The following is a 13,014-nucleotide window of genomic DNA, read 5'->3' on the forward strand; positions in this document are numbered from 1 at the left end:
GAAGGGATTATATGGTACAGTTAGAGCAGCTAAAATATGAGCTGAGTACTCTAAAAAAACCTTTAGATGATTTGAGGGTTTCTCTTTGACATAGAAAATTTAAAGCATGAAGTAGAAGAATTAGAACGAAAATCAATGGCACAGAATTTTTGGGATGATCCTCAAAAGGCACAAAAAGTCCTTCAAAAGGCAAAAGGGCTAAAGGATAAGCTAAAAAGCTTTGAGGATATTCACGAAAAATATGAAGAATTAGGTATTTTGATCGATATGGCGATTGAAGAATCAGATTTGTCTGTAGAAAAGGAAGCTAAAGAGGAGCTTGAAAAGCTTAAAAAGGATATAGAATCTTTAAGAATAGAAACGCTGTTATCGGGAGAATATGATAAAAACAATGCGATTATTTCTATTCACTCGGGAGCAGGAGGATTAGATGCTCAGGATTGGGCTGAAATGCTCCTTAGGATGTATACCAGATGGGCTGAGAGGAAAGGCTATAGAGTGAAAACACTTGATATTTTACCAGATACAGAAGCAGGTATCAAAAATGTAACCTTACTAATCGAAGGGGAAAATGCTTATGGGTATTTAAAAAGTGAAAAGGGTGTGCATCGTATTGTAAGAATTTCGCCATTTGATCCATCAGGAAAAAGACATACTTCCTTTGCATCTTTAGATGTGATGCCTGAGCTAGATGAAGCTATAGAGATTGATATAAATCCAAATGATTTAAGAATAGATACTTATCGTGCTAGTGGAGCAGGAGGACAGCATGTAAATAAGACAGATTCAGCTATTCGAATTACACATATTCCTACAGGAATTGTAGTACAATGTCAGAATGAGCGTTCTCAGCACAGCAATCGTGAGACAGCTATGAAAATGCTAAAAAGTAAGCTTATAGAGTTAAAAGAAAGAGAACATAAGGATAAAATAGAGGATTTAAAAGGAGATTATAGTCAGATTGCATGGGGAAGCCAAATAAGATCTTATGTTTTTCATCCATATAATATGGTAAAAGATCATAGAACTAATACAGAAGTAGGAAATGTTCAAGCTGTAATGGACGGAGAAATTGATATATTTATAAACGAATACCTAAAAAAAATGTAGGATAAAGAAAAGGCGTGAAACATACTTACGCCTTTTCTTTATCCTTGTAAAAAATATTGTTTGGAGGAATGATAATGAAAATAGTAAATCAGTTGGCAAAGGAATTTCAGATCAAAAGCTATCAGGTACAGGAGACTATAAAACTGATAGATGAAGGAAACACTATACCATTTATTGCAAGATATAGAAAAGAAGCAACGGGTGGATTGAGTGATGAAGTTTTAAGGCAAATTTATGATAGGCTTACATATTTAAGAAATTTAGAAGAAAGAAAAGAAGAAGTCATAAGATTAATAGATGAACAGGGAAAATTAACAGATGAGTTAAAAGAAGAAATACTTAAAGCCACAGTTCTTCAAAAAATAGAAGATTTATATAGACCATTTAAGCCAAAAAGGAGAACAAGGGCTACAATGGCAAAGGAAAAAGGTTTAGAGCCTTTAGCAGAAATGCTTTTGAAGCAGGAAGTTATTGAAGGAACTATTGAAGGTTTATCAGAGCCTTTTATAAACTCGGATTTAGGAGTAAATACAGTAGAGGATGCAGTAAATGGTGCAAAGGATATTATTGCAGAAATTATATCTGATAATGCTGAATACAGAGAGAAAATCAGAGCATTGAATTTAAAAAAAGGAATAATTCAATCAAAGGCTCAAGATGAGGATGAGAAAACTGTTTATGAGATGTATTATGATTTTCAAGAATCAGTGAATAAAATAGCCAATCATAGAATTTTGGCTATCAATAGAGGAGAAAAAGAAAAAAAATTAAAAGTAAAGCTATTAAGTCCTGATGAAGAAATAATAAATTATCTACAAGATAAAGTGATAACAAATCCAAAAGCTATTACTACTAAAATTCTATTAGAGGCAATAGAAGATAGTTATAAAAGATTGATTAGTCCATCTATTGAAAGAGAAATAAGAAATAGTCTAACAGAGAGAGCTGAAGAAGAAGCTATAAAGGTATTTGCAAAAAATACAAAGCCTTTATTGTTAATCCCTCCTGTTAAAAATGTTCGAGTGTTGGCGATTGACCCAAGCTTTAGAACAGGATGCAAGCTTGCTATATTAGATGAAACAGGTAAATTGTTAGATTATACGACTATTTATCCAAATGAACCGCACAATAAGATTGAAGAATCAAAAAAGATTATGAAGGAGCTTATTGAAAAATATGATATTGATATTATTCCTATTGGGAATGGTACAGCTTCAAGAGAAACAGAGTTGGTGGTAGCAGAAATGCTAAAGGATATAAAAAGAGAGGTATATTATACTATTGTCAGTGAGGCAGGAGCATCTGTGTATTCTGCATCAAAGCTTGCAACAGAAGAATATCCAGATGTAGATGTATCTATTAGAGGAGCGATTTCAATTGGTAGAAGATTGCAGGATCCATTAGCAGAGCTGGTAAAAATAGATCCTAAAAGTATAGGAGTTGGACAATATCAACACGATTTAAATCAAACTAAATTAGGACAAGCTTTAGAAAATGTAGTGGAGGATTGTGTAAATAGTGTTGGTGTTGATTTGAATACAGCTTCTCCTTCTCTACTCAATTATGTATCGGGTATTTCTTCCTCTATAGCAAAAAATATTGTAAAATATAGGGAAGAGAATGGTAAGTTTAAAAACAGAAATCAACTGAAAAAAGTGAAGCGATTAGGAGATAAGGCATATGAGCAATGTGCAGGGTTTTTAAGAATTTCTGATGGAGACAATCCTTTAGACAATACAGCTGTCCATCCAGAGTCCTATGCAATCACTATGAGGTTGATAGAAAAATTAGGTTATACTATTGATGATATTAAGGAAGGGAAATTAAGAAATATTGATGAAAAAATAAACGAGTATGGTAAAGAGCTTGCTGGGTTAGCAGAAGAACTAGAGGTTGGGCTTCCAACTTTAAAGGATATTATATCAGAAATAAAAAAACCAGGCAGAGATCCAAGAGAAGAAATGCCTAAACCAGTATTTAGAAGTGATGTGTTAAAAATGGAAGATTTAAGGATAGATATGATAATGACTGGCACAGTAAGAAATGTTGTTGATTTTGGAGCTTTTGTAGATATTGGTGTGAAGCAGGATGGATTAGTACATATTTCTCAATTAAGCGATAGGTTTGTAAAAAATCCAATGGATGTGGTTTCTGTTGGAGATGAAGTAAAGGTAAAAATTATTGGATTAGATATTGAGAGAGGAAAAATTTCTTTGAGTATGAAGCAGGTTTAAGTTTATTGGAGGGGGCTTGATGATTTTAAACATTATATTAGGACTTGCAAATAAATTTGGTAATCTGTTTGTTTTTGCATTCATATTATCGAGATTAAGATCATTTCGGAATCTTATTGCAAAAAGGCCTGTAAAGCTAATTGATAAACTGATTTTATCTTCTGTTTTTGGTATATTTGGAATTATCGGAACTTATTTTAGTATAGAATTTGAAGGAGCATTGGTGAATACAAGGATCATTGGTGTTGCAACAGGAGGACTTTTAGGAGGTCCATTAGTAGGGCTGTTGGCAGGACTTATAGCAGGAATCCATAGAGGTATGATTTTTGCTGGCAGCTTTACTACAACTGCTTGTGCTGTATCTACTGTATTTGAAGGGATTATGGCAGGATTTATGGGTAAATTTATTCAAAATAAGAAGAAAAAATGGATGTATGCGGCACTTACAGGAGCTATTGCTGAGAGCATGAGAAAAATTTCTGTTCTAATTTTTTCAAGACCCTTTGAGGATGCAGTCAGCTTAGTAAAAGCTATTTGGATTCCAATGGTTGTGATTAATTCACTAGGTTTGGCTCTTTTATTTGTTATTATTGATAATATATTCACCGAGGAAGAAAAAATGGGAGCTCAGCAGGCAGAGTTGACTCTTAGGATTGCTGATAAAACCTTACCTTTCATCAAAAAGGGGTTAAGTTCAAAGGATATTCAAAAAGTAGCACAAATAGTTTATGATATGACAGAATATAATGCTGTAAGCTTTACTAATACAGAAAAAATTGTAGCTCATGCTGGAGCTGGGACAGATCGGCATGAGGTAGGAAAGCCTATTGTAACAGATATTACGAATCACGTACTTGCTACAGGAGAACCTATTATTTTAGGGCATTGTAGTGAAAAGCTGTGTATGTATAGAAATCACAATTGCCCCCTTGAATCTGTTGTTATGTTTCCATTAAAGGAAAATGATAAAGTCATCGGAACTTTTAAGCTCTATAAAGGCGTACCTAATGCAATAACAGCTATTGATGTGGAGCTTGCAAATGGATTAGCAAAGCTTTTTTCTACTCAGTTGACGCTAGGAAAGCTTGAATATCATTCAAAGCTTTTGGCTGCGGCTGAGCTTAAAGCGTTACAAGCTCAGATAAATCCTCATTTTTTATTTAATTCTTTAACTGTGATCGGTTCTCTTTGCAGAACCAATCCTGATAAAGCAAGAAGCTTAATTACTCACCTTAGTAATGTTTTTAGAAAGAATTTGAATATGAACAAAGAGGTTATAGATTTAGAAGTTGAATTAAATCATGTAAAATCTTATGTAGAGATTGAGAAAGCAAGGTTTGAAGAAAAATTGGAAGTAATTTATGATATAGAAGAAAACTTAAATTGTATTCTTCCTCCTCTAACTCTTCAGCCAATTGTAGAGAATGCTATAAAGCATGGACTTCTTCCTAAAAAGAATGGCGGGAGGGTAAGTATTACTGGAAAGAAGCAAAAAAACGAAGTAATCATTCACATTGAAGATGATGGAGTAGGTATAGAAAAGGAAAGACTCTTACAGATTATGAGTGATAAGCAGATACATGAGGATTCTTTGGGTATTAACAATGTAAACCAAAGATTAAAGGGAATGTTTGGAGAAAAATATGGACTACAGATAGAGAGCAAAGTAGGAAAAGGAACTGTTGTAGTTCTAAAAATTCCTGTTATAGAGCATGCTGAGGAGTGTGATTAGATTGCTCAGGGTTATGATTGTGGATGATGAAAAATATATTCGTGATGAGTTAAAATATTTTCTAAAAAAATATGACGATATAGAAATTGTTGGTGAAACGGGTGATGGAGAAGAGGTAATGAAATTAATAAAAAAATTATCTCCAGATCTAGTATTTTTGGATATTCAGCTTCAGCATATGAATGGTCTTTTGTTGGCTCGAAAAATATTAGATCAGGAAAATTCTCCATTTGTTATTTTAGCAACAGCATATAATGAATATGCTATTCAAGGCTTTGAAATAAATGTAAGTGATTATATATTAAAGCCTTTTTCAGAAGAGAGATTAAAATCTGCTATTGATCGAGTTAAGAAGCAGATGAATAAAGAATATAAGTATGCACAAAAAGATGAAGAAGTAGAAATTAATAAATTATGTGTATTTCAGAGAGATCGTTTTATTCTAATGGATATAGAAGAAATTCAATATATTGAATCTAGGCATCAAGATATTGTTGTTCATGCAAGAGGGGGAGAGTATAGTTGCAATTTTTCGTTAAAGGAATTGGAAGAAAGATTTAAAAAGAAAAGGTTTATTCGTACCCATAAAAGCTATATTGTAAATATTGATTATATAAATGAGATTATTCCGTGGTTTAATTATACGTATAAGATAAAAATAAAGGGAAAGGAAGAAGTAGAAATACCTGTTAGCAGAAATTATTTGAAGAAATTTAAAAAAATATTAGGCATATGAAGCAGAGAGATCTGCTTCTTGCTTTTTATTGAAAATAAATGCAGGTTATTTTAAAATAGTGCAACAAAATGTAAATAAATTTTAATATTTCTAAAAATAATATATAATTTTATCAAATAAATAGGTAAGGGGGAAAACTAAATGAAGAAAAAGCTATCAATACTTTTAGTATGTATGTTAGCATTAAGTGTTTTTGCTGTTGGATGTTCAAAATCAGAAGATCAAGCTTCAAAGGCTAAGAAAACGTTTGTAACAATTGCTACGGGCGGTAGTTCAGGACCATATTTTGCAATCGGTGGTGCGATTTCTAATATTTTAAATGAAAAGCTTGAAAATGTGAATGCATCTGTACAATCTACAGGAGCATCTGCAGTCAATGCAACACTACTTGGAGAGCAAAAGGCTGAGCTTGCTTTTGCGATGAATGATGTCATCAACTATGCATATACGGGAACAGAGGTTTTTAAGGATAAAGGAAAAGTTGAAAATTTAAGAGGTATTGCTGCGCTTTATCCAAACTTTGTACAGGTAGTAACATTAGAAGGAAATGGAATCAATGAGATTTCAGATTTAAAAGGAAAGAGAGTTGGAGTAGGAGCTCCAGGAAGTGGTACAGAAGTAAATGCTCGTCAAATTTTAGCAGCTCATGACATTACTTATGATGATATTGATGAAGATTTCTTATCATATTCTGAAAGTATTGAGCAGTTAAAAAATGGTGCAGTAGATGCAGCATTCTTAACTTCAGGACTTCCAAACTCAACAATTATGGATATTTGCACAACTCATGATGTGAAAATTGTACCAATAAGAAAAGCTGTGGTAGAAAAATTAGCAGCAGATTATCCATTCTATTCTTCAGAGGTAATACCAGCAGGAACTTATGACAATAAAGAGGATGTTGAAACTGCAGCAGTTACAACATTGCTTGTAACAAGAGCAGAACTAAGTGATGATGTAGTATATGATATTACAAAAACAATATTTGAAAATTTAGATGCATTACATCAAGCACATTCTGCAGCGAAGAGAATTAGTTTAGATACAGTAAAAAAAGGAATGCCTATTCCACTACATCCAGGAGCAGAAAAATATTATAAAGAGCAAGGAAAATAATAAAGAGGGCATTGAAGATGCCCTTTCTTTGTAGGGATATGGATTGAAAAATAGAAAGGGTGATAAGATGTCAAAGGAGCAAGAGATGGGCTTAGGACATGAAGCCATACTTGAAAAATATGATGCAGAATCTAGATTTAGAAAATTTAACAAAAATAGTATTCCTGGAATGATTGTATTTATTATGTGTATTGGATTATCATTATTTCATCTTTATACTGCAGCAACAGGTCCTTTGGTTACATTGATGCATAGGGCAGTCCACACTACAGCTGTAATGGCTTTAGTATTCATTTTGTATCCATTTTCTAAAAAATCTTCTAAGAAAAAAGCATCTATTTTAGATTGGATTTTTGCAGTATTGTCAATAGTATTAGGATTGTATATTGTTATGAATTATAATGACCTAGTGCTTCGTGCAGGAATGCCTAATAATACAGATATTGCATTTGGGATTATGGCAATTATATTGGTATTAGAAGCAGGAAGAAGGATTACTGGGAATGAGATTGCAATTTTAGCTGTATTATTCTTAATTTATGCTTATGTAGGACCTTATTTGCCAGATATTATTGCACATAGAGGATATAGCATAAAAGATATAGCAGAATATATGTATCTGACTATGGAAGGAATTTTTGGTATTGCTATTGGCGTATCTTCAACATATATTTTCTTATTTGTATTATTTGGAGCATTTTTATCAAAATCAGGAATGGGTCAGTTTTTTAATGATTTGGCAATGGCTATTGCTGGAAAAGGCAAGGGAGGTCCTGCAAAGGTAGCTGTTATTTCTAGTGGTTTACTTGGTTCAATCAATGGTAGTGCTGTTGCGAATGTGGTAACAACAGGAGCATTTACTATTCCGTTAATGAAAAAGATAGGATATGAACCCGAGTTTGCTGGAGCGGTAGAAGCAACTGCATCTTGTGGAGGACAAATTTTACCACCTGTTATGGGAGCAGCAGCATTTATTATGGCAGAGTATTTGGGGATAAAATATATTCATATTGCAGCAGCTGCTGCTATTCCAGCTCTTTTATATTATCTTGGAGTAATTGTTATGATTCATTTAAGGGCTTCAAAAAATGGTTTAACAGGACTTCCAAAAGAACAATTACCAAGAGTTTCTGAGGTTTTAAAGCAAAGAGGACATTTGTTGATTCCATTGATTGTTTTACTATATCTTTTGATTTCAGGAAAAACTCCTATTTATGCAGCATTTTATTCTATTATTGCAACTATTCTTACTAGTGCATTAAAGAAAGAAACGAGAATGAGTTTTAAAGATATTATTGATGCATTAGAAAGCGGTGCGCGTACAGCTTTAGGAGTTGCAATGTCTTGTGCCATTGTAGGACTAATCATAGGGGTTGCAACACTAACTGGATTTGGATTAAAGCTTGCAGGTGCTATTCTCTTCTTAGGAAAAGGGAATTTATTTATCACATTAGTCCTTACAATGATAGCATGCATTGTTCTTGGAATGGGTCTTCCATCTATTCCAGCATATATTATTACAGCGACTATGGCAGCGCCAGCACTTGCGAAAATGGGTGTACCACATCATGTATCTCATATGTTCGTGTTTTATTTTGGAATGCTTGCCAATTTAACACCGCCAGTGGCATTAGCAGCATTTGCAGGAGCTGGTATTGCAGGTGGAAATCCAGCAAGAACAGGATTTCAGGCTGTAAAGCTAGCGTTAGCTGGGTTTATTGTGCCGTATATTTTTGTATATTCACCAGCTCTTTTATTGATTGATACAACACCTATAGGTGTGATCTTAGCAACTATTACAGCAGTGGTTGGGGTTGTTGCCTTAGGTGTAGCTGCAGAAGGATATTTATTCGCAAAGGTAAATATTTTATATAGAGTAGTTATGTTTGCATCAGCTATCCTTCTTATGATGCCGGGAATTAAAACAGATATTGTAGGTTTTGTACTATTCTTAGTAATATTCTTTATTCAAAAGATGCGAGGAAAAAGAGGAGATTTTATTACTGCATAAAAAATAGCTGTTTCTTTGTGAAACAGCTATTTTTATGTTTATTGTATGAATTTTTCATATACATAAGAAAGAATAGAAATCTTTTTTGTATATATTTTACAAGGAGCATCATTTGGAACTATTTCATAAAGCTTTAGTCTTTGGTTATTAAAATAAAATGTATGCTTTGCAAAGCTTGAGATGCCATAAGTAAGAGTTGGCATTTTTTTATCGATCTCTAAAAAGTAAATCCAACCGTTCTTAACTACTGTTTTTTTTCCTGCATAATCAGGAACTCCAGCACCAAAGGCTTTAAATCTTGTATAGTCTAGTATAATATTATAATCACAATCTACATAAAATATTTCCTCCCAAGGCTCTAATTCCACAGAATGCATCCAATGCATAGTAAAGTGATCATTTGGAGAAATTGTATGAATAAAAATAATTTTTGAATGCTTTGTATCTTCTAATATTAATACAGGGATATGGATGAAAATCATTAAAATAAAAGCTAAAATTAGAAAAATGATAACAAATTTATTATATTTTTTCACAAAAACCCCTCCAATTTGTTACTAATTTATAATGTTCTATGAAAAATAGGAAGAATCCTCTAAGAAATTGGAGGAATTATGAAAAATATGTTGAATATAATTATCACAAAGTTTTTTTAGAAATAAATGTTTTTATGAATAAATACTATAGGAATTAATATGATTTTAATAAAAGATAGATGCTTTTAAAGGGGAAATGTGAATGGAAATAATGCCTATGCAAGCAATAATATTCGGTTCTATTCCAGAGTCAATTTTGATCTTATGGGCAGGATTGATGTTAATGGGTATAAAGCCGCAGATTAAGAAGGTTGTTGTTGTAGGAATATTACAAGGAGTAAGTGTATATTTTATAAGAAAATATATGGATTTTGGACCTCATATGATTGCAACAACGCTATCTCTTATTATTTATACGTATATTTTCATAAGAGTAAAATGGAGCGTTGCTATTTTTTCTGTTATGGTGCCTTGTATTATTGTTACGATAGTGGAAGGGTCTTTGATGATTTTTACAGATGCTAACTTTGTGTATATATGGTCTAGTAATTGGTTGAGATTATTATATTTATTGCCTCATGAAATCATATTAGGGTTTATCATATATATAGGCTACAAGGAAGACATATCATTATGCAATGAATTTACATGGCTTGAAAAGATAGCAGGATAAACTTGAAAAAGAAATAAAACTAATATATAATGTGATTAGAATTTAATAGGGTAGTCTTCGGGGCAGGGTGAAATTCCCGACCGGCGGTAAAGTCCGCGAGCGGCGAAAGCTGCTGAACTGGTGAAATTCCAGTACCGACAGTATAGTCTGGATGGAAGAAGATAAAAGCTTTTTTTGGTATGTACTGCGCCTGAAGATATTTATTCAGGCGCTTTCGTTTTATATATAATCCTTACGAGGACTGCCGAAAAGAAGGAGGATTTTTTATAATGAATAAAGCAACAGCTATTGAAAAAAAATCTTGTAGATTAAAATCTATAGGAACAGTAAATGGACTTACGAAGATATCAATATTATCTGTATTTGCATATGTGATAATGTTCATAGAAATTCCAATATTTTTCTTACCAGGATTTTTAAAAATTGATTTTAGTGATTTACCTGCATTGATTGGGGGATTAGCTTTAGGACCAGCTGCGGGGATTATGATTGAGTTTATTAAAAATCTTCTGCACTTTATTACAAAGACAACTACAGGAGGCGTAGGAGAGTTTGCAAACTTTTTAGTAGGGATTGCTTTAATTATTCCGGCGAGCATTTCTTATCAAAAATATAGAACAAAAAAAGGAGCAATGGCTGGGATCATCGTAGGGGTTATTACGATGAGTGTTGTAGGAGCACTTGCAAATTATTATATGCTTCTTCCTTTCTATGCAAAGGTGATGCCACTAGAGCAAATTATTTCTTTAAGTGCAGCGGCGAATGATGCTATTGTAGATATAAAGACTTTAGTATTGTATGGTGTTGTACCTTTTAACTTAATAAAAGGTATTATGGTAGCTATTTTAACTGGTTTTCTTTATAAGAAGCTTTCTCCTATTTTGAAAACAAGATAATACAACAAAAAAGAATTCTTGCTGAAAAGAATTCTTTTTTGTTGTATGAATTCTCTTGCAGCATTTTTTGAGAAAATATATAATGATTGTATGATTTTGGAGAGAATATAAGTAATGAATAGTATATTTAATCTGTAAGTATAGATAAATAACTTGATTTACAAAAGTTATCGAAGTCATTCACTTATCTTTATATATTTCTTTTTTTTATGTTGATGTTGTTTACCTATATAAATGTTATTTATATAAGAAAAGCTAATAGAGGTGTGGAAAATGAAGATAATTAGTAATAGTGAACAAAAAACTTATGCTTTAGGTTATAAATTAGGTACCTTATTAAAGGCTAGTGATGTAGTATGTTTAACAGGAGATTTAGGAGCAGGAAAAACTACTATTTCAAAGGCAATTGCAAAAGGACTAGAAGTCGATGAATGTGTTACAAGTCCTACCTTTACAATTATACATGAATATGAAGGGCGTATTCCTTTATACCATTTTGATGTATATCGTATTGGAGAAATAGAGGAAATGGAGGATTTAGGATATGAAGAATATTTCTATGGAGAAGGGGTATGTCTTATTGAATGGGCATCACAAATAGAGGAGCTAATCCCAAAGGAACATTTATGGATTCATATAAAGAAGGTTGATGAAAATACAAGGGAAATAGAAATCAATGGTACAAGTGAGCATTTTCAAACAATCATAGAGGAGTTGAAAAATATATGAAGATATTGGCTTTAGACACTTCGTCTATTGTTGCTACAGTGGCAGTGATGGACGATGATCGATTAATCGGAGAATATATTATAAATCACAAAAGAACGCATTCACAAAAGTTGATGCCCATGATAAAAGCTTTATTAGAAAGCTGTGAGGTAACTATGAAGGATATAGATATTGTGGCTGTTGCAAAGGGGCCTGGATCTTTTACGGGACTTAGAATTGGTGTTGCTACTGCAAAAGGACTTGCACATGCTCAGAATATTCCTGTTGTAGGAATATCTACTTTAGATGCATTAGCATTTAATATGCCTTTTTCTGAAGGGATTATATGTCCTATTTTAGATGCTAGAAGAAATCAAGTATATACAGCTGTGTATAAATGGGAGAATAAAGATTTATATAGCATAGAAAAACCAGCGGCTATGAGTATTAAAGAATTAGTAGAAAAACTTATAGAAAGACCTGAAAAGGTTACATTCTTAGGAGATGGAATAGAGGCTAATAGAGAATATCTCATAGAAAGATTAGGAGAGCGGGCAGTATTTTCACCTAATAGTGTTAAGATGCAGAGAGCTTCTTCTGTTGCAGAGCTTGCTATGGAAAAAGCAAAAAATGGAGAAATACAAAATTATTTTGAATTGGTACCAACTTATTTGAGAAAATCTGAAGCAGAAAGGCAATATGAAGAGAAAATGAAAAGGTGTGGAAATGGTGAAAGTTAGGTCAATGACTTTAGAAGATGTTGATGATGTTTTTGAAATAGAAAAAAGCAGTTTTCCTATTCCGTGGTCTGTAGAAGCCTTTACAGCTGAAATAGAGCATAATGAAAAGGCTAGATATGTTGTTTTGGAAAAAGAAGAAAAAGTTATAGGTTATGGAGGGTTTTGGAAGATATTAGATGAAGGACATATTACAAATATTGCAGTACATCCATCTGTAAGAGGAAAAGGTTATGGCAATTTGATTGTCGAAGGATTGTTAAAAATTGCGAAAAGAGAAGAGATTAAAGAAATGACTTTAGAAGTTAGGGTGTCAAATAAAGTAGCACAAAGGCTGTATGAAAAATATGGATTCAAAGCCTGTGGTATTAGACCGAAGTATTATCAGGATAATGGAGAAGATGCTGTGATCATGTGGAGATCAGAAAAGCATTCTGAAGAAAAGATTTAGGATAAAGTTAGGGAATTTGTAAGGAAATTGTAAGGAAAAAATAGCTTTTTTATGATAAAATAGGAAATACAAAG

At 32.7% G+C, this 13,014-nt stretch carries 12 protein-coding genes and 1 riboswitch; of the genes, 11 read left to right on the top strand and 1 reads right to left on the bottom strand.

The annotated features are described in order from the left end of the window. Positions 1–11 precede the first annotated feature (11 nt). The 6 genes from prfB to KVH43_RS07300 all read left to right on the top strand — a co-directional run bounded on the left by prfB (position 12) and on the right by KVH43_RS07300 (position 8,939). A protein-coding gene (gene prfB / locus KVH43_RS07275) for a peptide chain release factor 2 (protein ID WP_218281898.1) occupies positions 12–1,110 on the top strand; the annotation gives its coding sequence in 2 pieces (ribosomal slippage) (positions 12–86 and positions 88–1,110; 1,098 coding nt in all). Positions 1,111–1,184: 74 nt separating this feature from the next. Continuing rightward, positions 1,185–3,344, top strand: coding sequence for a Tex family protein (locus KVH43_RS07280; protein ID WP_218281899.1), 2,160 nt, complete (start codon positions 1,185–1,187; stop codon positions 3,342–3,344). 19 nt (positions 3,345–3,363) lie between these two features. After that, positions 3,364–5,076: a LytS/YhcK type 5TM receptor domain-containing protein gene (locus KVH43_RS07285; RefSeq protein ID WP_218281900.1), complete on the top strand. Its 1,713-nt coding sequence runs from the start codon at positions 3,364–3,366 to the stop codon at positions 5,074–5,076. 1 nt (position 5,077) lies between these two features. Then, complete coding sequence (locus KVH43_RS07290; protein WP_218281901.1) at positions 5,078–5,812, top strand: LytR/AlgR family response regulator transcription factor; 735 nt, start codon at positions 5,078–5,080, stop codon at positions 5,810–5,812. A gap of 141 nt (positions 5,813–5,953) precedes the next feature. Continuing rightward, on the top strand, positions 5,954–6,928 hold the full coding sequence (locus tag KVH43_RS07295) for a TAXI family TRAP transporter solute-binding subunit (RefSeq protein ID WP_218281902.1): 975 nt from the start codon (positions 5,954–5,956) through the stop codon (positions 6,926–6,928). A gap of 43 nt (positions 6,929–6,971) precedes the next feature. Further along, a complete protein-coding gene (locus KVH43_RS07300) occupies positions 6,972–8,939 on the top strand; it encodes a TRAP transporter permease (RefSeq protein ID WP_255547705.1) in 1,968 nt (655 codons plus the stop codon). 38 nt (positions 8,940–8,977) lie between these two features. Here the strand turns inward: KVH43_RS07300 and KVH43_RS07305 are convergent, their stop codons facing one another. After that, positions 8,978–9,475, bottom strand: coding sequence for a DUF1850 domain-containing protein (locus KVH43_RS07305; RefSeq protein WP_218281903.1), 498 nt, complete (start codon positions 9,473–9,475; stop codon positions 8,978–8,980). Between the two features lie 202 nt (positions 9,476–9,677). Between KVH43_RS07305 and KVH43_RS07310 the strand changes: the two genes are divergently transcribed. From KVH43_RS07310 to rimI, 5 genes are all read left to right on the top strand, one after another. Then, the gene (locus KVH43_RS07310) at positions 9,678–10,148 is read left to right on the top strand and encodes a hypothetical protein (protein ID WP_218281904.1); all 471 of its coding nucleotides are present in this window, start codon (positions 9,678–9,680) and stop codon (positions 10,146–10,148) included. Positions 10,149–10,197: 49 nt separating this feature from the next. Beyond that, a riboswitch (FMN riboswitch) is annotated at positions 10,198–10,315 on the top strand. 102 nt (positions 10,316–10,417) lie between these two features. Continuing rightward, positions 10,418–11,044 carry an ECF transporter S component gene (locus KVH43_RS07315; protein WP_218281905.1) on the top strand — a complete coding sequence of 209 codons (627 nt, stop codon included), beginning with the start codon at positions 10,418–10,420 and terminating at the stop codon, positions 11,042–11,044. 273 nt (positions 11,045–11,317) lie between these two features. After that, complete coding sequence (tsaE, locus tag KVH43_RS07320) at positions 11,318–11,773, top strand: tRNA (adenosine(37)-N6)-threonylcarbamoyltransferase complex ATPase subunit type 1 TsaE (RefSeq protein WP_218281906.1); 456 nt, start codon at positions 11,318–11,320, stop codon at positions 11,771–11,773. After that, positions 11,770–12,492: a tRNA (adenosine(37)-N6)-threonylcarbamoyltransferase complex dimerization subunit type 1 TsaB gene (gene tsaB, locus KVH43_RS07325; protein WP_218281907.1), complete on the top strand. Its 723-nt coding sequence runs from the start codon at positions 11,770–11,772 to the stop codon at positions 12,490–12,492. Before tsaE ends, tsaB begins: the two co-directional genes overlap by 4 nt. Next, on the top strand, positions 12,479–12,940 hold the full coding sequence (gene rimI / locus KVH43_RS07330; protein ID WP_218281908.1) for a ribosomal protein S18-alanine N-acetyltransferase: 462 nt from the start codon (positions 12,479–12,481) through the stop codon (positions 12,938–12,940). The genes tsaB and rimI overlap by 14 nt, the downstream gene beginning before the upstream one ends. The last annotated feature ends 74 nt before the right edge of the window (positions 12,941–13,014 follow it).

Source organism: Crassaminicella indica (genome assembly GCF_019203185.1).
Lineage (GTDB): Bacteria > Bacillota > Clostridia > Peptostreptococcales > Thermotaleaceae > Crassaminicella > Crassaminicella indica.